The sequence below is a fragment of the Zafaria sp. Z1313 genome (assembly GCF_050563205.1).
Taxonomy (GTDB): Bacteria; Actinomycetota; Actinomycetes; order Actinomycetales; family Micrococcaceae; genus JAZDCJ01.
This window is the reverse complement of record NZ_JBNWUK010000001.1, coordinates 18849-40243: the sequence shown is the minus strand read 5'-3', so window position 1 is coordinate 40243 and position 21395 is coordinate 18849. Positions and strand designations below refer to the sequence as shown.

At 71.5% G+C, this 21395-nt stretch carries 24 protein-coding genes and 1 pseudogene; 11 read left to right on the top strand and 14 right to left on the bottom strand.

The window, feature by feature from the left end:
- Positions 1-133: 133 nt before the first annotated feature.
- The 6 genes from ACQ3I4_RS00210 to ACQ3I4_RS00185 all read right to left on the bottom strand — a co-directional run bounded on the left by ACQ3I4_RS00210 (position 134) and on the right by ACQ3I4_RS00185 (position 4471).
- Complete coding sequence (locus tag ACQ3I4_RS00210; protein WP_430632589.1) at positions 134-925, bottom strand: Pr6Pr family membrane protein; 792 nt, start codon at positions 923-925, stop codon at positions 134-136.
- A 9-nt stretch (positions 926-934) separates the two neighbouring features.
- Positions 935-1789: an anti-sigma factor domain-containing protein gene (locus tag ACQ3I4_RS00205; RefSeq protein ID WP_430632588.1), complete on the bottom strand. Its 855-nt coding sequence runs from the start codon at positions 1787-1789 to the stop codon at positions 935-937.
- Between the two features lie 20 nt (positions 1790-1809).
- Positions 1810-2388, bottom strand: coding sequence for an ECF RNA polymerase sigma factor SigK (gene sigK, locus ACQ3I4_RS00200; RefSeq protein ID WP_430632786.1), 579 nt, complete (start codon positions 2386-2388; stop codon positions 1810-1812).
- Positions 2389-2523: 135 nt separating this feature from the next.
- Positions 2524-3207 carry a fasciclin domain-containing protein gene (locus tag ACQ3I4_RS00195; protein WP_430632587.1) on the bottom strand — a complete coding sequence of 228 codons (684 nt, stop codon included), beginning with the start codon at positions 3205-3207 and terminating at the stop codon, positions 2524-2526.
- Between the two features lie 176 nt (positions 3208-3383).
- Complete coding sequence (locus ACQ3I4_RS00190) at positions 3384-4226, bottom strand: SRPBCC family protein (RefSeq protein WP_430632586.1); 843 nt, start codon at positions 4224-4226, stop codon at positions 3384-3386.
- A gap of 107 nt (positions 4227-4333) precedes the next feature.
- A complete protein-coding gene (locus ACQ3I4_RS00185; protein WP_329859577.1) occupies positions 4334-4471 on the bottom strand; it encodes a hypothetical protein in 138 nt (45 codons plus the stop codon).
- Positions 4472-4603: 132 nt separating this feature from the next.
- Here ACQ3I4_RS00185 and ACQ3I4_RS00180 point away from each other — a divergent pair, with 132 nt between their 5' ends.
- The 5 genes from ACQ3I4_RS00180 (at position 4604) to ACQ3I4_RS00160 (ending at position 8703) form a co-directional block, all read left to right on the top strand.
- Positions 4604-5236: an Lrp/AsnC family transcriptional regulator gene (locus tag ACQ3I4_RS00180; RefSeq protein ID WP_430632585.1), complete on the top strand. Its 633-nt coding sequence runs from the start codon at positions 4604-4606 to the stop codon at positions 5234-5236.
- Between the two features lie 65 nt (positions 5237-5301).
- Positions 5302-6048: a DUF5058 family protein gene (locus ACQ3I4_RS00175; RefSeq protein ID WP_430632584.1), complete on the top strand. Its 747-nt coding sequence runs from the start codon at positions 5302-5304 to the stop codon at positions 6046-6048.
- Between the two features lie 18 nt (positions 6049-6066).
- Positions 6067-6807, top strand: a complete 741-nt coding sequence (locus ACQ3I4_RS00170) for a hypothetical protein (protein WP_430632583.1) — start codon at positions 6067-6069, stop codon at positions 6805-6807.
- Positions 6808-6827: 20 nt separating this feature from the next.
- Positions 6828-8045, top strand: a complete 1218-nt coding sequence (locus tag ACQ3I4_RS00165; RefSeq protein WP_430632582.1) for an amidohydrolase — start codon at positions 6828-6830, stop codon at positions 8043-8045.
- A 151-nt stretch (positions 8046-8196) separates the two neighbouring features.
- The gene (locus ACQ3I4_RS00160) at positions 8197-8703 is read left to right on the top strand and encodes a class II fructose-bisphosphate aldolase (RefSeq protein WP_430632581.1); all 507 of its coding nucleotides are present in this window, start codon (positions 8197-8199) and stop codon (positions 8701-8703) included.
- Positions 8704-8785: 82 nt separating this feature from the next.
- Here ACQ3I4_RS00160 and ACQ3I4_RS00155 read toward each other — a convergent pair.
- Positions 8786-9895 (bottom strand): annotated as a pseudogene (locus ACQ3I4_RS00155) (IS1096 element passenger TnpR family protein); the annotation flags it as partial.
- A gap of 12 nt (positions 9896-9907) precedes the next feature.
- Positions 9908-10234 carry an IS1096 element passenger TnpR family protein gene (locus ACQ3I4_RS00150; protein ID WP_329859569.1) on the bottom strand — a complete coding sequence of 109 codons (327 nt, stop codon included), beginning with the start codon at positions 10232-10234 and terminating at the stop codon, positions 9908-9910.
- A 149-nt stretch (positions 10235-10383) separates the two neighbouring features.
- On the opposite strand from ACQ3I4_RS00150, the gene ACQ3I4_RS00145 reads away from it, so the two are divergent.
- Positions 10384-10854, top strand: coding sequence for a DUF2231 domain-containing protein (locus ACQ3I4_RS00145; RefSeq protein ID WP_329859568.1), 471 nt, complete (start codon positions 10384-10386; stop codon positions 10852-10854).
- Between the two features lie 53 nt (positions 10855-10907).
- On the opposite strand, the gene ACQ3I4_RS00140 is transcribed toward ACQ3I4_RS00145, so the two are convergent.
- Positions 10908-11615, bottom strand: coding sequence for an alpha/beta fold hydrolase (locus tag ACQ3I4_RS00140; RefSeq protein WP_329859567.1), 708 nt, complete (start codon positions 11613-11615; stop codon positions 10908-10910).
- A 191-nt stretch (positions 11616-11806) separates the two neighbouring features.
- Between ACQ3I4_RS00140 and ACQ3I4_RS00135 the strand changes: the two genes are divergently transcribed.
- The 4 genes from ACQ3I4_RS00135 (at position 11807) to ACQ3I4_RS00120 (ending at position 15598) form a co-directional block, all read left to right on the top strand.
- A complete protein-coding gene (locus ACQ3I4_RS00135) occupies positions 11807-13168 on the top strand; it encodes a dihydrolipoyl dehydrogenase family protein (RefSeq protein ID WP_329859566.1) in 1362 nt (453 codons plus the stop codon).
- Positions 13169-13406: 238 nt separating this feature from the next.
- Positions 13407-14072, top strand: coding sequence for an alpha-ketoglutarate-dependent dioxygenase AlkB family protein (locus tag ACQ3I4_RS00130; RefSeq protein ID WP_329859565.1), 666 nt, complete (start codon positions 13407-13409; stop codon positions 14070-14072).
- Positions 14069-14659: a DNA-3-methyladenine glycosylase I gene (locus ACQ3I4_RS00125; protein ID WP_329859564.1), complete on the top strand. Its 591-nt coding sequence runs from the start codon at positions 14069-14071 to the stop codon at positions 14657-14659. Before ACQ3I4_RS00130 ends, ACQ3I4_RS00125 begins: the two co-directional genes overlap by 4 nt.
- Before the next feature lie 405 nt (positions 14660-15064).
- Positions 15065-15598 (top strand): hypothetical protein, encoded by a 534-nt coding sequence (locus tag ACQ3I4_RS00120; protein ID WP_430632580.1) that lies wholly within the window; start codon positions 15065-15067, stop codon positions 15596-15598.
- Between the two features lie 77 nt (positions 15599-15675).
- Here ACQ3I4_RS00120 and ACQ3I4_RS00115 read toward each other — a convergent pair whose 3' ends face one another.
- The 5 genes from ACQ3I4_RS00115 to ACQ3I4_RS00095 all read right to left on the bottom strand — a co-directional run bounded on the left by ACQ3I4_RS00115 (position 15676) and on the right by ACQ3I4_RS00095 (position 20606).
- Positions 15676-16878, bottom strand: a complete 1203-nt coding sequence (locus tag ACQ3I4_RS00115; protein WP_430632579.1) for a thermonuclease family protein — start codon at positions 16876-16878, stop codon at positions 15676-15678.
- Positions 16879-16998: 120 nt separating this feature from the next.
- Positions 16999-17496, bottom strand: coding sequence for a DoxX family protein (locus tag ACQ3I4_RS00110; RefSeq protein WP_329859560.1), 498 nt, complete (start codon positions 17494-17496; stop codon positions 16999-17001).
- A gap of 202 nt (positions 17497-17698) precedes the next feature.
- On the bottom strand, positions 17699-18367 hold the full coding sequence (locus tag ACQ3I4_RS00105; protein WP_430632578.1) for a hypothetical protein: 669 nt from the start codon (positions 18365-18367) through the stop codon (positions 17699-17701).
- 98 nt (positions 18368-18465) lie between these two features.
- Positions 18466-19197 carry a hypothetical protein gene (locus ACQ3I4_RS00100; RefSeq protein ID WP_430632577.1) on the bottom strand — a complete coding sequence of 244 codons (732 nt, stop codon included), beginning with the start codon at positions 19195-19197 and terminating at the stop codon, positions 18466-18468.
- A 203-nt stretch (positions 19198-19400) separates the two neighbouring features.
- Positions 19401-20606 (bottom strand): MFS transporter, encoded by a 1206-nt coding sequence (locus ACQ3I4_RS00095; RefSeq protein WP_329859556.1) that lies wholly within the window; start codon positions 20604-20606, stop codon positions 19401-19403.
- A 114-nt stretch (positions 20607-20720) separates the two neighbouring features.
- Between ACQ3I4_RS00095 and ACQ3I4_RS00090 the strand changes: the two genes are divergently transcribed.
- Positions 20721-21305 (top strand): helix-turn-helix domain-containing protein, encoded by a 585-nt coding sequence (locus ACQ3I4_RS00090; protein WP_329859555.1) that lies wholly within the window; start codon positions 20721-20723, stop codon positions 21303-21305.
- The last annotated feature ends 90 nt before the right edge of the window (positions 21306-21395 follow it).

Below are 21395 nucleotides of genomic sequence, written 5' to 3'. Positions count from 1 at the left end.
TGCCTTCCCGTTGCGGTCGGATCCGGTTCGGAGCCGCGGGCGGAACGGATGGGATCAGGATCCCCCGGATGCGCCATGGAGGAAAGCGCCACGGCGGAGAGCACCTCGGGCCCCGGGCGCGACGGGCAGCCGCCTACTCCCGCGTCGCCCGCTGTCCCGCCCGCGGTTCCCCCTGCCCGGGGCGGGCGGCGCGCGTGGGCGGGGCCCCGGCGTCGTGCGCCTCCTGCGGGTATTCCGTGGCGTCCGCGAGGTCCTCCGCGGCAGCCCGTTCCCGGGCCGCGGCACCGATCCGGACGACGCCCGAGCCGACGACGCAGATGACCGCGGCGATGAGCAGGATGTAGAACGCCACCGAGGCGTAGCCGTTCGCCGACGTCCCCGGGTTCAGGAACGGGTACGGGTACCAGTGCCCATCGGTGCGCGGATCGATGGTCAGCGCACCGCGGACCAGCGTGTAGGCGGCCCACGCGATCGGGAACGCGACGATCCCAGCGAGGGTGCGCGGCGGCAGCCGGCGGCGCCCCGGCGCCACGAGCCAGTCGAGCGCGACGATGACGGGTCCCGCGACGTGGAGGATCTCGTTGGACCAGGCGACGACTGAGCCGATCGGCAGCTCCACGCCCCGAAGCAGCAGGTTGTAGACGACGCCCGTCGTGACCATGTAGGTCGTCGCCGCGGCCCGGACCGGCCCCAGCCAGGCCGGCTCCGGAAGCGATCCGAGCGAATAGGCCGCCGCCGTGGCCAGCACGGCGGCGGCGATCAGATTCGACTCGACCGTGAAGAAGCTGAAGAAGTTCACGGCCACGAAGGCGGTGTGGCCCGCGCCGGCCGACTCGAAGTTGACGGTGTTGATCAGCTGCGCGGTGAGGGCGGCGAAGATCGCGATCGCTCCCCCGACCCGGAGGGCCAGCACCAGTTCCCGCATACGGGAAGCCTACAGCTCCTGCAACACGATCGGGTCGGTCGTGGGCGCCGGGGAACCGCCTTCGGGCTCGACCGTGATGCCGAAGTGCGTGACCCCCTCCATGGGGCCGGTGACCATCGTCAGCTCGGCCGCGGACACGGCCTCCGCGCTGAGCATGCCCGCGGGGGTCGCGCCGTCGCCCGAGATCAGCCACAGCTCGTAGCCGTGGCCGCTCGGCGGTTCGGGCAGCCCGCGGGTCGAGACCGCCATCATGCCTTCGGCCGCCGAGTAGCTCAGGCTCACCGTAGCTCCGTCGTCCAGGCGCTGGACCGCCGTCTTCAGGTCGCTCGACGCGAAGAGCTGATGGAGGGCGGCCTGGCTGGACTGGGCGGCCGTCAGCTGCTCCTGCAGGCGGGACTGCTCGTTCTGCTGCACGGCCACGACACCGGCGAGGCCACCCGTCGCGAGCAGCAGCAGCCCGGCCGCGAGGGCCCACCATTTGGTCGCCGCCGGCACCGCCGGCCCCGTCGGTGCCTCCGAGCCGGGGCTGGCGGCGGGCGGCACGGACGAGGGGGGTCGAGGGGACTCCACGGCCGGGGCGGTCTCGGGATCGCTCGAGCCGGCGTCGGCGTCGGTGTCGACACCGTCATCGGCGTCGGCCGGGGCGGCGACCGCGGGCAGCTGCCGCGTGCTGCGGATGGCGTCCATGACGCTCTTCTTGAGCCTCGGAGGAGGGGTGACTTCGGGCGTTCCCAAGGCCAGCAGTGCCGCGGTCTCCGCGAGCTCGCGGGCTTCCTGCGCGCTCTCCGGGGACGCGGCGGCATGCCGCTCGAACGCCTCCCGTTCACCATCACCCAGCGCGTTGAGGGCGTGCACGCCGGTCATCCGGCAGTCCTTCTCTTCCATCACGCCACCCCCATCATGTCCCGTAGTCTGATCATTCCATCGCGGATCCGCGTCTTAACGGTCCCCACCGGGACCTGCAGCAGTCCAGCGACCTCTTGGTGCGTGTAGCCGCCGTAGTAGGCCAGGCGGATGGCATCGCCTTGGGCCTGCGTCAGGGAGTCGAGGGCCTTGAGCACGCGCTCGCCGTCGGCCCGTAGGACAGCCTGGTCCTGGACGTCGTCGTAGGATTCCTGGAACTCCTTGATCCCCTGGCGGAGGTCCCGGTCACGGCTGGCCTGGCTCGCACGGACCCGGTCGACGGCCCGGCGATGCGCCACGGTACAGATCCACGACAGCGCCTTGCCGCGATCCGCATCGAAGAGGACGGCCTTCTGCCAGACCTCGACGAAGATCTCCTGTGCCACTTCCTCGCTCTGCGACGGATCGCGGACGATGCGGCGGACCAGGCCGAAGACCACGGGTGCCACGGCGTCGTAGAGGGCCTCGAAGGCGTCCTCGTCCCCCAAGGCAACACGGCGCAGCAGATCTTCCTGGGTCGGCGGCCGCTCCGCCGCGATCCGGATCCGTGGAAGGCGCATGGGGTCCACGCTCTCATGCCCGTAGTCCATGTCCCACCCCTCCTCCTGCTTTAGTGTGTCCTCGCGGCATGTGGCGCGGTGTGCCGAGGCGGTCGGCGCGGTCCCCCGGGTCCGGCCGACCGCCGTAACGGCGGGCTACTTCGTCTCTGCCGGCGGCATCAGGACCGCGTCGATCAGGTAGACGGTGGCGTTCGCCGTCTTCACGCCGCCGCAGATGACGTTGGCGTCGTTGACCATCAAGGAGTCACCGCTTCCGGTCACCTCGACGTCCGCCCCTTGAACGGTCGCCTGCAGGCCCACGACCTCGTCGGGAGTGAGCTGGCCGGGGACCACGTGGTAGGTGAGGACGCTCGAGAGCATCTCCGAGTCCTCGACGACGCCTGTCAGATCCGCCTCGGGGATGGCGGCGAACGCCTCGTCGACGGGGGCGAACACGGTGAACTCGTCGCCATTGAGCGTGTCGACGAGGTCGACGTCCGGGTTCAGCTCGCCGGAGACGGCCGACGTCAGGGTCGTCAGCAGCGGGTTGTTGGACGCGGCTACGGCCACGGGATCCAAGGCCATGCCCTCGACGGATCCGGCGCCGTCCGGCACCTGCTCCGCATAGGCGGCACAGCCGGGGCCGACCAGGCCGGCAGCCGGATCCATGGCGGCTTCCGAAGTCGCCGGAGCGGATGCCGGGGCCGACGTGGCATTGCCGCCCTCCGGCGAGGACGGATCCTGGCCCGGATCGGCACCGCCGGCACAAGCCGTCAGGCCCAGTCCGGCGATGGCGACGATTCCGAGGGCTCCTGCGAACCTGCGGTTCAGGGTCTTCATGATGATGCTCCTTCAACCGATCGGCGGTTGCCCGCCGTGGGATCCCGTTTCCGTCTCCGGTACGGGCTGTCGCAAGGCTGTTCGGAGCGGGAAGGGCGACGGATTGGAGCAGCCCTCGATGCCTCACGGAGCACGGACGCCGTGGCGGCCGGAGACCGCCCGGCCCGTCGGTCCCGTCAGCGCAGGAGCGACTCGACCCAGTCCCGCCAGGGCCGCTCCTCGGCGGCCGCGCGCTCGGCCGCGTCGACCCCGTAGAGGTAGCCCCGCACCGTGAGCATGCGCGTCGGGCCGAACTCGGCCGTGCCGAACTCGTAGATCCCCGCGCCGTCGACCCGCAGCGTCACGGATCCGGGATCCCGGGCGATCACCGTCCCGGCCAGCGGCGGCACGCCAGGGGCCGTGACAGCCGGACGACCCGCTTCCACCCCGGCCAGCCCCGCCGCCTCGGCGAGGTCGGGGACTGGGCCGGGGACACCGCCGTCGTCCAGGGAACCCACCCCGGTCACGACGTCGTTCCCGCCCGGCTCGACCTGGACGATGAACTGGGCCGCAGGAAGCCCGGCGAAGTGCGTGTGGTATTCGCGGAGCATCCGCACCGCGCCCACCCATCCTTCACGCGTCGGCAGGATCTGCTCCCTCCAGCGCGGCCCGTCCTCCAACAGGCCAGAGGTCAGGCGCACCACCAGCGGCGCACCGTCGCCCGGATCCTCCACCTCGACCTCCGTGGACCACGGCGGCACCGGGGTGTCCTCGCCCATCCACCCCCCTTCGTCGTAGGAGATCCGGCGCGGCGGGTCCCACGCCGTGATGGTGCCCTCGGAGTCACCGAAGCTCCCGTGGTGCATCGTGACACCACCGCCCTCGCCGGGCTCGACCTCGGCCGGCACGAACCACGCCGTGTAGCCGGGCCCGGTCCCCACCGACTCCCAGACCGCCTCCGCCGCCGCGGCGATCCGTGCCTCCACGACCACCAGGCAGCGGCCGTCCTCCTCCTCGATCCAGTCCGTGATGGCATCCATCGATTCCTCCTGCTCCGTCCGTTCCGTCGGTCATGCCCGGCCCGCGGGATGCGGGCCCGCCGGGCAGCGAAACGGCGGGCCCGGTAGCCCGGACCCGCCGTCGTGTGTCAGTGCCGCTGGCGGGACGTCTTGCCCGTGTCGATGAGCGGGGTCCCCGCGGCCTTGGCGCGCTTCTCCGCGCGCTTCTGCTTGATGCTCTTGCCGACCTTCTTGGACTGGTGCCGGCCTGGATCCTTGATGGGCATGGCGTGCCTCCTCGTTGGGAACGGGGTCCCCGTGGAATCAGGGGTTGCTCCCCCACACCGAACTGTACGCCCGGGCCCGCCGGCGCAACAGGGGCCGATTGCGTCGCCGAGCTCCTGTTCGACCACGGACGGATGCGCCCCGTCCTCACCCACGAGATCCCTGCCACCGTCGGGCTGGTCCGCGCGTTCAGCTACCCCGTGCTGCGGTACTTCCGCACGCTCGGCAAGTGGAACCTGGGAGCACTGACGCCGCAACAGGTCAATGCCCTGACCACGCCGCTTGTTCCCGAGACCTCGGGCATGATCCCGGAGGCGCCGCTCGAGGGCATCGACCGGAGGCTCGCCGACGTCCTGTTCGAGGACGGCCGGGCCACGATCGAGACCCTCGCCCGGCGCGCGTCGACCTCGGAGACGACGGCGGCGCGCAGGCTCGAGTGGATCCTCGCCAACCGCCGGGTGCAGATCCGGGCGCTCGTCGAGCCGCTCGTCGCCGGACGGCCCGTCGAGGCGATGCTCTGGCTCAAGGCCTCCCCCGACAAGGTCGAGCAGCTCGGTCGCTCGCTGGCCTCCCATCCCCAGGTCCGCTACGCGGCGGCCGTCGCCGGCGAGCGCCACGTCGTGGCCGACGTCGTCTTCGAGACCAACGCGGCACTGTACGACTTCACGACACGGTCCGAGTGGACCCGCGACGCGGAGGCGATCGAGACGACCCTCCTGCTCCACGCCCGGAAGCGGGGCGGACGCCTCAACCCCGGTGAGGCGTAGCCCGCGCGGCGCCCCGGTTCCCCTGTGATCCACCTCACCTTTCCCCTGGAGGAGTCGCTGGGACCATGATCCACCGACCGCTTCCCACCGCCGCCGATCCCGCCTCGACGGACCTCCTGGCCCTGGCCAACAACCCCGTGGTCTGGTTCTGCGCCTTCGGCGTCTTCGCCGTCATCTTCGTCCAGACCTTCATCTACATGAAGGCCGCGCGCAGGGCCGGCCCCGAGATCGGCATGGAGACCCGCGAGGTCATGGGCGCCTACCGGGCCGGCGCCGTCGCCTCGGTCGGGCCATCGCTCGCCGTCCTGCTCGTCGCGATCGCACTCCTGGCGCTCTTCGGAACGCCGGCCGTCCTGGTCAGGATCGGGTTGATCGGCTCGGCGGCGGCCGAGACGGCCTCGGCGGGCATCGCCGCGAACAGCGTCGGCGCCACGCTCGGCGGCCCCGACTACACGCAGCAGGTCTTCGCTCTCGCCTTCATCGTCATGAGCCTGTCCGGAGCCATGTGGATGCTCGCCACGCTGATCCTGACCCCCATCCTCAAGCGCGGCAGCAGTTCGCTCGCCCGTGTCAACCCGGCAGCGATGGCGATCATCCCCTGCGCGGCGCTCCTGGGGGCCTTCAGCATGCTGACCATCGCCGAGCTGCCGAAGCCCGCGGTCCACGCCGTCACCGTCGGCGTCTCCGCCGCGGTCATGGCGGGCTGCCTCTTCCTGGCCAGGACGCTCAAGGCGCACTGGCTCAAGGAATGGGCGCTGGGCATCGCGATCGTCGTCGCCCTCTTCACCGCCTACTTCGCCCACACCCTCTAGGACCCGGGAAGGAAACCCATGAGCACCGTCACCGAATCCCGGGCCGCCGCCGGAATGGCCGGCTTCGAGGCCACCACCAACCGCTGGGGCCGGGTCACCATGATGATCGGCCTGGCCCTGTCACTCATCGGCCCCGTCTACGTCGCCTTCTTCACCGGCATGGACCTCGCGGCCCAGCAGATCTGGCTCGCCTTCATCGGCGTCGCGGCCGCCTTCGGCGTCCTGTGGGTCCTGGAACCCGTCACCTACTTCCCGATCCTCGGTTCATCGGCCATGTACCAGGCGTTTATGATCGGCAACATCTCCAACAAGCTGCTCCCGGCGGCCATCGTCGCCCAGTCCTCGATCGGCGCCAAGGCCGGAACCCGACGTGGCGACCTCACCGCCGTCATGGCCATCTGCGGCGCGGCGACCGTCCACCTCGTCTCCCTCCTGGTGTTCGTCGGGTTCCTCGGAACCTGGCTGATCAGCGTCATCCCGAGCGACGTCATCGAGGTCGCCCGGCTCTACATCCTTCCCTCCGTGCTCGGCGCCGTGCTGGTCCAGGCCGTCGTGACGATGCGGCAGCTGCGGCCCACCCTGATCGCCGTGGGGCTGTCCCTGCTCTTCCTGTTCGTCGTCGTTCCGGCATTCCCGACCCTGGGCCTGTTCGCCACCGCGATCGTCGTCGTCCTCACGATCTCGCTCTCGTGGCTGCTCCGTGACCGCACCCGGCACACGGGCCGCCCCGCCGATGCCACCACCGAATCCCAGCCGTAGCGCCGAAGGAGAACCACCCCATGACCACCGCCACCGCAGCCCTGACCCTCACCGAGGCCGAGCGCGCCGATCAGCACGCCTTCTACCGCCACCTGCACCCCCACCCGGAGCTGTCGATGCAGGAGCACGCCACCGCGGCCCTGATCGAGGAGCGGCTGGAAGCGCTCGGGATCGAGCACTTCCGCTGCGGCGGGACCGGCGTCGTCGGCATCGTGCGCAACGGCAACGGCAACGGCCCGGTCGTCGCCTACCGGGCGGACACGGACGGCCTGCCCATCGCGGAGGACACCGGGCTCGACTACGCCTCCACGGCGACGGGCCTCCTGCCCGACGGGTCAGAGGTCCCCGTCATGCATGGCTGCGGACACGACACGCACGTGGCCACCGCCTTCGGCGCGCTGACCGTGCTCCTGCGCCGCCGCGAGGACTGGGCGGGAACGCTGGTGCTCGTCTTCCAACCGGGCGAGGAGACCGGCGCCGGCGCGGCCGCCATGGTCGCCGACAGCCTCTGGGACAAGGCCCCGCGGCCCGGAATCGTCCTCGGCCAGCACCTCATGCCCCTCGCCTCGGGGCGCGTCGCCTACTCGAGCGGGAACACGATGGCGATGGCGGACTCCCTGCGGGTCACGCTCTTCGGCAGGCAGTCCCACGGCTCGCAGCCCCAGGACTCGATCGACCCCATCGTCATGGGGGCGCACCTCGTGACGCGGTTGCAGACCATCGTCTCCCGCGAGCTGGGGCCGCTCACACCGGCCGTCGTCACGGTGGGCACGTTCCATGCCGGCCTGAAGGAGAACATCATCCCGGAGCGGGCGGAGCTGACCCTGAACATCCGGACCGCGGGCGAGGAGGCCCGGTCGCGGGTCCTGGAAGCCGTCGAACGCATCGTCGCGGCCGAGGCCGCCGCCTCGGGAGCGCCGAAGCCGCTCGTCGAGCCGATCTCCCGGTTCCCGCGCCGCTACAACGACCCCGCCGAGACCACCCGCGTCGCGGCCGCCTTGGGCCGGGCGCTCGGCGAGGACCAGGTGCAGCCGCAGCTCATGGGCAGCGAGGACGTGGGGAGACTTGCGGACGCGATCGGGGTCCCGCTCGTGTACTGGTTCTTCGGCGGCTTCGATCAGGCGGCGGGACCGCTCCCGGTCAACCACTCCCCCCATTTCGGCCCCGAACTGGGTCCGGCCCTGGAAACGGGGACGACGGCGGCGGCCGCCGTGTTGCTCGAGTACCTGGGACGCTGACGGAGCCCGGGGAACGGACTGGGGCGGTGATCTGACAACAGACGAAAAGAGGGGCCCGTGGCGCGATGCTGGAACACATGGACCAGACCCTGGACGACCTCAAGCGCCACGTCCTCGGGGCCGGGGTACGACGCCGGACGTCCCCTCCGGGATGACCGACCCCTTGCTCGTGGCCGGGTTCCTCGAGGAATCCGGCGCGGACCTCCTCGCCGTCGCGATCGGCAACGCCCACGGCAGCTACCGCGGCGAGCCGCGCCTGGATGGGGAGCTGCTCGGGCGGATCCGCGGCGCCTCCGCCGGCGTACCGCTCGTACTGCACGGCGCCTCGGGCCTCCCCTCCGGGGACCTGGCCCGGCGACCAGATCGCCGCGGGGCCCTGTCGGCCGGCCGTGATCGGTGCGACGATGGCCGTATGCAGACACCATCGGATTCCACGACGCCAGGGTCCGGATCGGGGCACCGCAAGCGGGGCTCCTCCGCCCGCCACCACGAGGAGGTCTTCCAAAGCCACGAGGAGCTGCGATCGCTCGCGCAGCGCCGCCGGGAAGCCGAGGAAAAGCTCGAGAAGCACTTGAAGGAGCAGGAGGCGCTGCACCCCAGGCACCACGACGCACACGCCGCACCGCGGCCGCCGGCGCCGGATTCCAGCCCCGATTGACCCCGGACCGCGAACACGCCGGAGTGGCCATCGGGCCGGTATCGCGCCGAGACCTGCCGAAGCGTCCGCGACGACGCCTGGATCAGGAGAGCAGGAGCGCCCGGGCGATGGCGGTGCGGCGGCGTTCCGCCTCCTGGTGCCCCTCGCTGCCGAGCCGCGAGCGGAGCGGGCCGGCGAGGGTGTGCATCAGCGCCAGGTAGCGTTCCGGCGGGGGCACGTAGCCCATCAGGGGTCCGCCCTGCGAGTTCGTGTAGCCGATGACCTCCATGGCCCGGTTGACCAGCTCGTGCCTCGCCATGGAGTCCCGCGCCGCTTTAAGCCCTGGGCCTCCTGCGGTGACGAGGAGCTCGATCACGGTCTCGTCGCGGAGCGTCCCGTGGCCGCGGTCCTCGATCCAGTCGACGACCCTCCCCCACAGGTTCTCCGGCTTCGACGCGAGGCGCACCGCGCCCGTGCCCGCGGTCAGGCGCTTGCCCTGCCGGCGGGCGAGCTTGAGTTCCAGGGCCATGGTCCGCAGCCGGGCGACGACCGGGTATCCGTTCTCCGTCTTCTGCTCGGTTCCGTAGGGGTGCGGATCCTGCCAGCCCAGCTCGTCGACGATCCGGGCGACCTCGACCTTCTTGAGACGGTTGGTGTCCGTGAGCTCGAAGCCCCGCTCGTGGGCCTCGAGGACGAACCAGATCAGCGGCTTCAACAGGGTCTCCAGGTCCAGACCGGCAGCGGCCAGCACCGCGTCGACGCCGGGAGCGACGAGCGGATCGGCGGCCGAAAGAGGCTGCTCCCCCCACAGCCCCGCGGCACGGGCCAGGCTCCGCAGCCAGCGCCGACCGTAGGAATCCTGCTCGGCGATCCACCGCAGGCCGAGCGCCTGGGGCGCGGCCCCGGCGTCGTCCCCGGCACCCGGACCACCCACCGCGGCGCGGACGGCGGCGTTGGCGAAGCCCGCGTCGAACTCGCCCGGATCGAACTCCCCCGTCAGGCCCGCCATGCCACGCACCCACTCGAGCGTCTGCCGCTCGTCCTCGGAGAGTTCGCCGTCACGCCGGGCCCATAGTTCCAGGCACTGCCGGTAGCCGCCGATCCCGCCGCTGTCCTCGAGCGGGGCACGGCGGGCGCCGTCGAGCACGGACGCCAGCGGCTCGCCGTCGGCGAAGGGGCGCGAGGAGATCAGCCGGAGCTGATGGATCCAGGAATCACCGAAGTCTTATTCGTAGTAGAGGTTGCCCTGACCGATCGAGAGCGCCCCGCCGACCGTCTCCTCTTCCTCGGGGAAGCCCTCGAGGCCCTCGTCGATCGAGGACTCCATAAGCCACGTCCGTGGCACCACACGCAGGGCCCGGCGGACGTCCTCGTCGGGCGAGCGGTCCATGAACAGGTGCAGGTGGTAGCCGTCCCAACCGAACGCCTCCTGGAGCACCTTGTGGAAGCGGTCCAGCGGCAGCGTTGAATCCACCTCGACGAGGCGCCAGATCGACGGATCGGCCCCGAGGATCTCGGCATGGATGGTCAGCAGTTCACGGGAAGTGGCCATGCGTCCATCCAACAACACGAAGCGGCCGCCTCTCGTGCTCCCCGGGGCACGGCCTGCCGCGCTCGCGGGGGCCGGACGCGGATCACGGCTCGGAGAATTCTTCGCCTCGAGGGGGAACGGATCGGCGCCTGCGGCGCGATAATGCGGGCATGATCAACGGCATCCCGCTCCACCCGCTCATCATCCACGTGGTGGTGGTCTTCATCCCGCTGACCGCCGTCTTCGCGGCCGCGGCGCTGGTTCCGCGGTGGCGCATGGCCATGGCGCCGCTGGCCGGGCTCTTCGCGCTCGCCTCGGTCGCGGGGGCGATCGCGGCGCGGGCCACGGGCGAGCAGCTGCTGGAGACGACCGGTAGCTCCCCGATCCTGGAACGCCACGAGGAACTGGCCGAGTACATCGTGCCGCTCACCGTGGCCACGGCCGTGTTCCTCGTCGTCGCGGCCGTGCTGCACCTGGGACGCCCCGGATTCGTCGCGCAGTTGAACGAGGGTGCCCTGGCCGGTGTCCCGTGGGTGCACACGGCGCTCAGCGTCGTCGGGCTCCTGTTCGCCCTCGCGTCGACCGTCCAGGTGATCCTGATCGGCGACGCAGGCGCCCAGTCGGTGTGGCTCGGCGGCTGAGGCCGCGCTTTCCAGCCGCTATCCAGCCGCTATCCAGCCGCTGTCTGACCGCGCTATCCGGCCGCCTTCTCGACGGCGGCCAGGATCAGCTCGCGCAGCTCGGTGGGGCGCGTGAACTGGGGCCAGTGACTCGTGGGCAGCTCGATGATCTCGTAATCCTTGATCCTGCCGAGCTCTGCCACGTACGGGTGGTCCTTGGCGATGAGCTCGCGCAGGAGATCCCCGGGCATCTCGCAGGTGATGACCGTCGCCGGGACGTCGTAGCGGCGCTCGTTGCCGAGCACCTGAGCCTGCTCCGCAACGCCCCGGGGCTGCGGAATGGCCCGGGCGCGGAAGGCCTCGCGCAGCCCGTCGTCGAGATCGGCGAGGCTTTCGTCGTCGAAGACCTCCCAGTCCGGCAGGGGAATCGAGTCGCCCTCGGCCGGTAGCTCGTCGTTGATCACTCCGCCGTGGCCGAGCGGTCCCGAGTCCACGTAGACCGCCCGCGCGACGCGGTCCGGCCGGGCATCGACCACACCGTGGATGATGGCGCCGCCACCGGAGTGGCCGACGAGCACGACCTGGCCCTCGAGACCGTCGACGACCTCGATCACGGCGTCGATGTGGTCGCGCAGGCCGATGCCCGCGCGCGGGGCGTCGACCGATTCGAGGCCTGGAAGGGTCAGGGGGTGCACGGTGTGGCCGGCGGCGAGCAGGGGAGGCAGCACGTCGTCCCATGACGACGCGTCGAGCCAGAAACCGGGTACGAGGATGATGTCCATGCCCCAGACGCTAGCGGAGGGCACCGACAGTGGGGAATGGGGGCGGCACAGGCCAGCCGACGGCCCGGGACGGCTCCCGCCCATCGCCCGCGGATCGCCCGGGACGCTCGGGCGCGGCACGGGCATCGCGCTTCCTCCTGCCTGTCGCGGGCACCTTCCCCGGGGCCAACGCATGTGGGAGCGTGGCTCGCATGGTTGAGGAATTCGATGCGATCGTCATCGGCATGGGCCCTGGAGGCGAGGTAGCGGCCGACCGCCTGCTGTCCGCCGGGAAGAAAGTCGCGGTCGTCGAGAGGGAACTGATCGGCGGCGAGTGCGGATACTGGGCCTGCATCCCTTCCAAGACGCTCCTGCGCGGGCCCGAGGCGGTCCACGCGGCGGGCCGCGCTCCCGGCGCCACCGGCGCCGTTCTGGACTGGCGCGCGGCAGCGGAGTACCGGGACGCCATGGTCCGCCACCTGGACGACTCGGCACAATCGGCAGCCTACGAGGAACGTGGCGCCACGGTCGTCAAGGCACACGCCACGGTGACCGCCCCGGGACGCGTGGACGCAGGAGGGCGCACGCTGCAGGCACGGAACCTCGTCATCGCCACCGGAACCGTTCCGGAGCTGCCCGCGCTCGAGGGGCTCGGGGACATCACCGTGTGGACCAACCGGGAAGCGTACTCCGTGCAGGAGCTGCCCGGCTCGGTGGTCGTGGTCGGAGGCAGCGCCGTCGGGGTGGAGACCGCGACGTTCCTGGCCGGCTTCGGCGTCCGGACCACGCTGGTTCATCGTGGCCACCGCCTCCTGTCGCGGGAGGAGCAGCGCGTCTCGGAGCTTGCCGCCGCGCAACTGCGGGAGGCGGGCATCGACGTCGTCCTCGGCGCCGCCCCGCACCGGGCCACGCGGCGCGGCGGGCTCAGCACCCTCGAGCTCAAGGGAAGCGGCGGCCCACGGGAGGTCTCGGGGGATGCCGTCGTCTTCGCGACGGGACGCCGCCCGCGGACCGACGGCCTCGGGCTGGAGGCGGCAGGCGTCGTCGTGGACGATCGCGGAGCCGTCGTCGTCGATTCGACGTGCCGCGCGGCCGAAGGCGTCTGGGCCGTCGGCGATGTCACGGGACGCCTGCCGTTCACCCACGTGGCCAAGTACCAAGGACGCATCGTGGCCGAGGCGATCCTCGGAAGGACTCCCACGGCCGACTACGCGGGCATACCGCGCGTCGTGTTCAGCATCCCCGAGATCGCAGCCGTCGGCTTGACGGCGGGACAGGCCAGGGAGCGGGGCTTCGACGTGGAGGCCGTCGAGCTGGACGCGGCGGAGGCCCTGGCCCGCCCATGGACCTATGAGCGGGACCCGGAGACGCGGCTCGGACTGCTGGCCGACGTCGTCCGTGGCGTCCTGCTCGGCGCGTGGGCTGTGGGACCGCAGGCCGGAGAGTGGATCCACTACGCCGCGCTCGCGATCCGCGCGGAGTTGCCGATCGGGGTCCTGCGCGACCAGGTGGCCCAGTTTCCGAGCTACCACGAGGCCTACCTCGCGGCGCTGGACCTCTTCGAGAGGGTCTGAACCGGGCCCGCGGCACCCCACCCGCCGATGCCCTCCGGCCCCCGGGCCGGGGTCCGTGACCTTGCGCGGCCCGCCGCGCGCTTTTCCATGAGATCCCCTCCACAACCGTCGAACGAGACGATCGATGCACAGGTCACGTGCGTGTGTGCCCTGTCCACGACCCGGCCGGTACCGTGGTCTCCGAAACGGGACGCCGGTCGGCGGTGCGCTACCGGCAGGGCGGGAAGGAGAGGTGGGGATGGACGCGTTGTTCGGCGACGAGCTGATCGAGCGGCCGCGCCGCGAGCTCGCTCCCGGAGCCGTGTGGGTGCCGGGGTGGCTGGCGCCCGGCCAGCAGGCGTGGATCGCAGAGCGCTTCCGCGAGTGGGTCGCGGGTCCGGTGCCGCTCCGCTCGGCCGTGGTGCGGGGACACCGGATGAGCGTCCAGACGGTGTGCCTGGGCTGGCACTGGCGGCCGTACGAGTACACGCGGGAGGCCGTGGACGTCAACGGGAACCGGGTCCTGGACTTCCCGGAGTGGATGGTGCGCCTCGGCCGCAAGGCGCTCCTCGAGGCGGGCGTCGACGAAGGCCGGGCGCTCGCCTACACGCCTGACACGGCGCTGGTTAACTACTACGATTCCACGGCCCACATGGGCATGCACCAGGACCGGGATGAGAAGTCGCGGGCTCCGGTCGTCTCCCTCTCCATCGGGGACACGTGCCGCTTCCGCTTCGGGAACACGGAGCACCGCAACAAGCCGTACGAGGACATCGAGCTCGCGTCCGGGGACCTGTTCGTCTTCGGCGGCCCGTCGCGGCTGGCCTACCACGGGGTCGTCAAGGTGCACCCCGGAACCGCCCCGGCCGGGTGCGGGATCGGCAGCGGAAGGATCAACATCACCATGAGGGAGACGGGACTATGACAGTGGTTGTGGGCGAGGACGGGCTGGCGCGGCCGGCGTGGGCGAGCACGGACCCCCTGATGCGCGAGTACTACGACACCGAATGGGGCATGCCGGTCCGGGACGAGCAGGGGTTGTACGAGAGGATCTGCCTCGAGGGCTTCCAGTCGGGGCTCTCCTGGGCGACGATCCTGCGCAAGCGCCCGGCGTTCCGGGAGGTCTTCGCCGGCTTCGACCCGGACGTGGTCGCCGGGTTCACGGAGGAGGACGTCGTGCGGCTCATGCAGGACGCCCGGATCATCCGCAACCGGGCCAAGATCCAGGCGGCGATCGCCAACGCCCGGGCGACGATCGGGCTGCGCGCCGACGGCGGGCTCGCGGCCCTCGTGTGGTCCTTCCAGCCGGAGACGACCCCGGAGCCGGCCACGTTCGACGAGGTCCCCTCGCAGTCCGAGGAGTCGGTGGCGCTGTCGAAGGCGCTACGGCGGCGGGGCTTCAAGTTCGTGGGTCCGACGACGATGTATGCCCTCATGGAGGCGATCGGCATCATCGACACGCACCTCGTCTCGAGCCACCGCCGCGGCAGCTCGGGAGTCTGGCCGCGCTGACGCATTCCCTGAGGAAAGGCCTTCGTCGATCCACGACAATTCCAAACAAGGGATATTTATAAAGCTTGGATCGCAATCTCAGAAAATTGTTGCAGTGCAACGAAGGTACATTCATAATCATCGATTACAGATCATTCGGCGGTGCCGTTTGTGAATCTGGCACCTTCTATCCATAACTCCACACTCAGACGTCATGCGGCCTAGGCACATCCCTGCCCTCATCCAGTCCACATAGTTCACGCCCGAAAGCCCTGCTTTCGGGCGTTTCTGCATACACCACCCCAAAGGGGCCCGCCGTCAGCGGGCCCCTTTGCGCATCTGCGCGCCCTCGTGTCGGCGTCCTCACCCACCGGAACCCTCGAATCGATTCCCCACTCAATCTGGCACAACCCGAAAGGAGCAGTCATGAACGACCTCACCTTCCGCAACGACGCGGACGACGTCGAAGACGTCACCCTTCTCATCTGGGAAGCCGTCGAAGGACAACTGCCAGGAGCTGAAGAGTGCTTCCGCATGGCCACTCTGCTGGCGGGCGTCTTCCTGCGTCTGCAAGCGGGCGAATCCGGAGGCACCCGCCTCTCCGACTTCCGCGGCACAACGCAAAACGTCAAGGCCCAGTTTGCAAGCCTGCCCGCCGGACACCCACTTCGGAAATTGAGCGAGTTCGTCTACTTTCTGGTCTCGGCCCACCGGGACGATCAGTCCGACGAAGTGAGCCGCGCCGTCGCGTTCCGGGCGGACGAGGCGGACTTCGAGGGCTTCAGGCGATTCCTACCCCGTGAGATCGTCGCCGAGTTTCAAGTGGCCGCCTACAGACAGCGTGCCGGGCGCGCTTCCCTCCGGGTGCCGGCGGACTCGCCAGGCCGGGAGATGACCGCAGCGGAACAGGCTCAGCAGTACCAGTCGGCCGGCGAACACTGGCGGCTCCCCCGGCCGTAGCTTCCGGCGTCGTCGGCCAAGCGCCTTCCCCGAGTCCGACCTGATCTGATCGATCCCCGGGGAAGCTCACGCCCCGGCTACCTGCGCCCGCAGGGCTTCCAGCTCTTGCCTCCCGGGGCGTAGCAGCGCGGACCCGTGTAGCCCGGGTACGGGTTGGACGGCGTGGTCTTGGCCTTCTGCGTCGGAGCCTTCTTGGTCGGTGCCTTCTGGGCCGGCTGGGACTTCCGCTGTTGCTGCTGCTGCGCCTTCTGGGAAGCCGCCCGCTCGGCGGCCGCACGCCGTTCTGCCGCGGCCTTCTCGGCGGCCCGCTTCGCCGCGGCATTCTTCTCGGCCTCGCGCTTCTCGGCGGCCTTCTTCTCCGCAGCCGCCTTCTCCTCGGCCGCCTTCTTCTTCGCGGCGGCCGCTTCAGCGGCGCGCTTCTCGGCCGCGGCCTTCTCCTCGGCCGCCTTCTTCGCGGCCGCGGCCTCCGCGGCTTCGCGCTGGATGCGGGCATCGATGCCCTTCAGTCGCTCGTGCTGCTGCGCGCCGGACGTCCGGGCCGCGACCAGGCCGGCGACGAGCGCTCCCGTCCCCGCCGCCTTGTAGGCCGCGGACGCCACGGACCCCAGCGCATGGCCACCCTCGCGCACCGCCGCGGCGAGTGCATCGGCCGCGGCCAGTGCGGCGGCGCCTGCGGCGACGGCCGCCGCGGCCCCGGTCGCCGAGACGGGCGACAGCGCCTCCAACGCCGCGAGGTCCGCGATCGCCTCGTCGACCTGCCCGGGCAGCGTGCACTCGATCGCCGGATCATGGAAGCCCGCCAGCTGCGCGGGCGCCTTCGCCTGCGCGTCGAGCACCTCCTGGTAGAAGCGCCGGTTCGGCTCGAAGAGCACCGCGACGCCGAGCCCGGCCTCCGCGATGTCAGCGTTGACGAGCGAACCGCCCTCGTACACCCCAGCCAGGGTGCGCCCGTAGCGGTCGGTCCGTTCGACGTCGTACACCAACCGCACTTCCTGCCCCGGGACCAGACGGCCCTCGAGGAACTCGGTGGCCTCCGGCCCGAGGCACTCGACCGGCTGTCCTGGCGCCTTGGTCTCCGGGGTGTCGACGTTGAGCAGGCGGATGGTCTGCTCCGATCCGCCCACGCGCGCGACAAACGTGTCCCCGTCGATGACGCGCTGGACCGTGGCCCGGTCCCCCTCGCCGAGCGGCAGCTTGACGAACTGCGCCCCGCCCACGGCGATCAACCCGACGACCGACGCCCCGACGGCCGCGGCCGCCACCTTCCCGAACGCGGTCATTCCCCCTGTTGCCGACAACCACCCCATGGCTCCCCCTTGTACTCGATGCGAATGACAACGGGGCCCGGCACCAGCCGGGCCCCGTGTCAGCACCCTAGGGGATGCCGGTGACGGTTTGGATCAGGCCAGCTTGGACAGCGCGCCGCGGCGGCCGAAGAGCACGGTGTCGAGCGACCAGCGGCCCGCGCCGAGCAGCGCGACCGTCGCTGCGCCGGCGCCCAGGGCGAGGACCAGCTCGAAGCCGCCGGCCTCGACGAACACCCCGGCCGGGGCATGGACGAGGGCGATGGCGCCCAGCATGACGGCGGCCAGGACGGCGCCGACCGGACGGGCGAGGAGGCCCAGGATCAGCGCGATGCCGCCGGCCAGCTCGAGCGTGGCGACGAAGGGCGCGGCCAGGTTCGCGGCGGGGACGCCCATCTGCCCGAAGGCGGCCTCCGTGCCGGCCAGCGTGAATTCGTTGTACTTCTGCCATCCGTGGGCGGCGAAGAGGAAGCCGGTGACGACGCGGAGCAGCGTCTGGGCGGTGGTCAGCGCCCCCGGGCCGGGGCGCAGGATCGTGTTCGGAGTCGTCTTCGGGCCTGTCGTGTCCTGGGCCGTCACGTTCTGAGTGGTCATGGTTCCTCGCTGGTTCCTGGGGTCATCGGTTCGGTGGCCGCCCAGCAGGCGACGCTCATCGTGTGGAGGTCCCATGGACCGGGCCCTCCTTCCCTCCACTCAAGCAAGAATTTAGTTGTTACTTCAACTAATGTGGGATTTGTCTCGAACGGGTTGACCCGCGGGGGCCCGATGCGATGGAGCACCGGACACCGGCGCGAGGTCAGCCGCCTCCTGCGCCGGGTTTCCGTTCGGTCTCCGAGACGGCCAACGACCATTCGGTCTCCCGGCCCGCGTCGACATGGATGTCGATGAGGCGCCGCCGCTCGCCGATCTCGAACACCCCGCTGATGTCGTTCGAGGCCGCCGCGCACTCGAGTCCGAACCCGCCGGCACCGCCGATCCGCACCGAGATCTTCCCCTCCCCGCGGCAGGCGACGGCGACCGCGATCGCCCCTCCCCTGGGGCGGACGCCTTCGATCGAACCGGGCCCGATCTGCCCGTCGGCGCGCACGAGGAGGTCTCCACCCAGCGCGGGCACTGCTAGCGGCGACACCTCGGTTCCGCCGGCTTCCGCGTCGCCTCCGGCCTCGCCGCCGCCCACCCCGGCGCCGGGCGCGTCGCCGGGCGACGCGGACGGGCTCGTTTCGAGGGTGGGCCATGCAGTAGAGGAAGAGGACGACGCCGGAGCCGGCCCGGGTGCCCCGGTGCATCCGGACAGCAGGGCCGCCGCGCAGGCCACGAACGCCGCCACACCGGCCGCGGCGAGGCGTCCGGCGCCGCGCGCCTTCCAGTCCGCCCGTTCGGGACGGACCTCCGGGCGGACCCCGGGACGGACGCCGGCGCGTGGGCGCGCGCCGGTCGCCCGCCCCTCGCGATATCCGCGGCCCACGGCGCCTCCCTTGCTCGATGCCCGTCAGCCGGCGGCGCCGCTGATCCGGGCCCCCCGGTGCACCGAGCCTACTCCCGCGGTGGGGGCCGCGCTCCGTGCTAGGCGTCCGCGCCTGCTCCGATCTCCCACTCCCAGCCGAGTCCGTCCCCGTAGGGCTCGAAGATCAAGGTGCCCTCGGCCTCGGGAACGTCCAGGACGACGACGCCGCTGGCCTTCTGGGCCGGCCCGATGTCAAACGGCAGAGTCTCGGCGTCGGCGAGGCAGAAGAACGAGGGCATGGTGGCCAGGCTGCCATTGAAGGTCGTCCCGGCGGCGGAGACGAACGTCCACGTGTGCGCCGAGGCGTCGAAGGTCTTGATCCACTGGTCCTCGCCGCCGAGCGCCTTGTGCGTCTCGACGTCCAGGTGCAGGCCGATCAGGCGTCCGTTCTCGGCCTTCTCGGCGAACTGCTCGGTGCACTTCAGGGCCAGATCGACGTCCTTGACCACGAAGTCCACGATGGACTCGCCCTCGGCGTTCGCCATCCCGGCCGCCTCGCCGAGCTTCTTGATGCGGAATCCGCGGTCGCTCGTGGCCCCGGCCGGAGCCGCCGAGGAAGCGCTCGCGGCAGCCGGTTCCTCGGCGCCCTCCCCGGCGCCCTCCGCGGGGCCGGAGGAGGCCGCGTCGACCGCGGGCTCGGCGTCCGGCCCGGCCGGCGCCGCGTCCGAAGCAGAGGCCGGCGCGGCCTGGATCGGCGTGACATCCGGCGTCGAAGGCGACGACGACGGAGTGCCGCCGCACGCGGACAGGACCAGGAGCGCCACCGGCGCCCACAACAGCTGCTTCTTCATGCTTCCCCCAGGGGTCTCGCTGCGGGGTTCCCAACGGCCCCGCCCGTACCGGCGGTGGGCCGGCACTTCCGAAGCTACGAACCGGCACCGACACTTTGGGTCGGCCGCTCTTGGCCGACACCCCAAGTCCGCTGGCGCTCAGCTGGCGCCCCGAGCCCGCCGAGCCCTCCAGCGTCCGGCCGAGGCCTCCAGCGCGCGGGCGTTCAGCCGATGCGCGCGAGCATCCCGGTCTGCGGCCCCACGGAGGACCCCGCGGCCGGCGCCCCCGGCTGGCCGCGGCGGACGAGCAGCGCCAGCAGCACCCCGGCGGCGGCGAGTCCGGCGGCCCAGGCGAGCGCAGCCTGCGGCCCCGGGCCGTCGATCACGATCCCCGCGACGGCGGAACCGATCGCGACGCCGACGAGCTGCGCCGTCGTACTCCACCCGAACGCCTCGGCGACGTCCGCGGCGGGCACCCCGGCGGACGTCATGGTGGTCATCGCCGCGATGACCGGGGCGACGCCCAGCCCGGCCACGAACACCGTCGCCAGGATCCACCAGAAGTCCAGGGACACGGCGGCCAGCGCAAGCCCGACGGCCACGACGCCCATGCGGCGGGCCAGGGAGAAGCGGCCGATCGCGTGGTGTCCGAGCGCCAGGCCCGCCGCGAGGGAGCCGACGCAGAACACGGCCAGGACCACCCCGGCCAGCGCCCCTCCATGGCCGAACACGGCGACGATCGCCGCCTCCAGCATCGCGGTGCAGGCGCAAATCAGGAAGCCGATTCCGGAGGCCAGGCGCAGCGCCGGGCTGCGCAGCACGGAACCGAACCGCCCCGTCGGCGCGGCGGGCACGGCCGTGCGGATCTGCGGGGCCGAGAGGAACCAGAGGCCGCCTCCGGCCAGGAACACGGCGGAGAGCAGGATGCCGAGGGAGGTGTTTACGCCGAGCGCGACGAACGTCGTCAGGACGGGCCCCATGATCCAGATGACCTCCTGGATGGAGGCGTCGAAGGCGAAAAGCGCGGTGCGCCCGGAGGCCGGGACGAGCGAGGGGTAGATGGAGCGCGCCGCGGGCTGGATGGGCGGCGTGGAGATCCCGGCGATGAAGGCCGTAACGGCATACAGGGGCACGGACAGGTCCGGGATCGCGAGCGCGGCGGTCGCGAACCCGGAGACCGTGAGCGTGGTCCCGATGACGCGGCGCATGCCGAACCGCCCGAAGATCCGGCTGGTCAGCGGGCCGGCGACGGCCTGGCCGACCGCGAGGGCGGCGATGACGAGCCCGGCGGCCGCGTAGGAGCCGTGGACGTGCTCGACGTGGATGAGCGCGGCGAGGGAGAGCATGCCGGCCGGGAAGCGCGCGAGCAGTTGCGAGAACACGACGCGGAGCACGCCGGGGGCACGGAAGAGTTCGCGGTAGGAGGCCATGGATCCATGGTAGCCGCGCGTGCAACATAATGCACTATGCTGCGCATCATAGTGAGCTGGACCACGGGGACCCGCGGGTAGACTGGGGCACCGACACCGTCTGGAAGGACCCCCTTGACCGGCAACCAGGACATCGCCGCGCTGATCGGCCAGCGCATCCGCGCCCGCCGCACCGCCCGCCAGTGGACCCTGGACGAGCTCGCGAACCGGGCCGGGGTCAGCCGCCGCACGCTCGTGATGATCGAGCAGGGGCAGGCCAACCCCTCGATCGCCGTCCTCTCCGGGATCAGCGACGCCCTCGGTGTGGCCTTCGTCGCCCTCGTCGGCGCGGGCTCGCCGGACACGCTGCTGGTCCGGCGGGCGGGCGAGGGCGCCGTCCTCTGGGAGGGGGACGACGGCGGGGCCGCCCACCTCGCCGGGAGCCTCCCGGGCGCGAACGTGGCCGAGCAGTGGCAGTGGCGCATGGAGCCCGGCGAGGAGCACCTCTCCAGCCCCCACCCGCCCGGGACCCGCGAACTCGTCGTGGTCCACGCGGGCCGCCTGCGCCTCGGCGTCGCGGGCGAGGAGGTCGTGCTCGCCGCCGGCGATTCCGCGGCCCACCCGGGCGATGTCGAGCACTCCTACTCCCCCGCCGGCCGCGGCGCGGTGGGCTTCTCCGTCGTCGTGCAGTATCCCGCCTCGGCGGCGCCGGCCGAGTAGCCCGGAAGCGGGCACGACGCCGGAACCCGGCCCGCGCGGGGCGGCGCATCGGCGTCCCCCTCCGGAGGGGCGTGGGAGCGGCACCCGGCC

Excerpts from the sequence above, each read along its gene's own strand:
- ACQ3I4_RS00205 (WP_430632588.1), bottom strand. The coding sequence starts at position 1,789 with ATGACCGGCGTGCACGCCCTCAACGCGCTGGGTGATGGTGAACGGGAG.
- ACQ3I4_RS00140 (WP_329859567.1), bottom strand. The coding sequence starts at position 11,615 with ATGGACATCATCCTCGTACCCGGTTTCTGGCTCGACGCGTCGTCATGG.
- ACQ3I4_RS00120 (WP_430632580.1), top strand. The coding sequence starts at position 15,065 with ATGAACGACCTCACCTTCCGCAACGACGCGGACGACGTCGAAGACGTC.
- ACQ3I4_RS00165 (WP_430632582.1), top strand. The coding sequence starts at position 6,828 with ATGACCACCGCCACCGCAGCCCTGACCCTCACCGAGGCCGAGCGCGCC.
- ACQ3I4_RS00160 (WP_430632581.1), top strand. The coding sequence starts at position 8,197 with ATGACCGACCCCTTGCTCGTGGCCGGGTTCCTCGAGGAATCCGGCGCG.
- ACQ3I4_RS00170 (WP_430632583.1), top strand. The coding sequence starts at position 6,067 with ATGAGCACCGTCACCGAATCCCGGGCCGCCGCCGGAATGGCCGGCTTC.
- ACQ3I4_RS00110 (WP_329859560.1), bottom strand. The coding sequence starts at position 17,496 with ATGACCACTCAGAACGTGACGGCCCAGGACACGACAGGCCCGAAGACG.
- ACQ3I4_RS00175 (WP_430632584.1), top strand. The coding sequence starts at position 5,302 with ATGATCCACCGACCGCTTCCCACCGCCGCCGATCCCGCCTCGACGGAC.
- ACQ3I4_RS00130 (WP_329859565.1), top strand. The coding sequence starts at position 13,407 with ATGGACGCGTTGTTCGGCGACGAGCTGATCGAGCGGCCGCGCCGCGAG.
- ACQ3I4_RS00095 (WP_329859556.1), bottom strand. The coding sequence starts at position 20,606 with ATGGCCTCCTACCGCGAACTCTTCCGTGCCCCCGGCGTGCTCCGCGTC.
- ACQ3I4_RS00210 (WP_430632589.1), bottom strand. The coding sequence starts at position 925 with ATGCGGGAACTGGTGCTGGCCCTCCGGGTCGGGGGAGCGATCGCGATC.
- ACQ3I4_RS00125 (WP_329859564.1), top strand. The coding sequence starts at position 14,069 with ATGACAGTGGTTGTGGGCGAGGACGGGCTGGCGCGGCCGGCGTGGGCG.
- ACQ3I4_RS00115 (WP_430632579.1), bottom strand. The coding sequence starts at position 16,878 with ATGACCGCGTTCGGGAAGGTGGCGGCCGCGGCCGTCGGGGCGTCGGTC.
- ACQ3I4_RS00145 (WP_329859568.1), top strand. The coding sequence starts at position 10,384 with ATGATCAACGGCATCCCGCTCCACCCGCTCATCATCCACGTGGTGGTG.
- sigK (WP_430632786.1), bottom strand. The coding sequence starts at position 2,388 with ATGCGCCTTCCACGGATCCGGATCGCGGCGGAGCGGCCGCCGACCCAG.
- ACQ3I4_RS00100 (WP_430632577.1), bottom strand. The coding sequence starts at position 19,197 with ATGAAGAAGCAGCTGTTGTGGGCGCCGGTGGCGCTCCTGGTCCTGTCC.
- ACQ3I4_RS00135 (WP_329859566.1), top strand. The coding sequence starts at position 11,807 with ATGGTTGAGGAATTCGATGCGATCGTCATCGGCATGGGCCCTGGAGGC.
- ACQ3I4_RS00180 (WP_430632585.1), top strand. The coding sequence starts at position 4,604 with ATGCGCCCCGTCCTCACCCACGAGATCCCTGCCACCGTCGGGCTGGTC.
- ACQ3I4_RS00190 (WP_430632586.1), bottom strand. The coding sequence starts at position 4,226 with ATGGATGCCATCACGGACTGGATCGAGGAGGAGGACGGCCGCTGCCTG.
- ACQ3I4_RS00150 (WP_329859569.1), bottom strand. The coding sequence starts at position 10,234 with ATGGCCACTTCCCGTGAACTGCTGACCATCCATGCCGAGATCCTCGGG.
- ACQ3I4_RS00195 (WP_430632587.1), bottom strand. The coding sequence starts at position 3,207 with ATGAAGACCCTGAACCGCAGGTTCGCAGGAGCCCTCGGAATCGTCGCC.
- ACQ3I4_RS00185 (WP_329859577.1), bottom strand. The coding sequence starts at position 4,471 with ATGCCCATCAAGGATCCAGGCCGGCACCAGTCCAAGAAGGTCGGCAAG.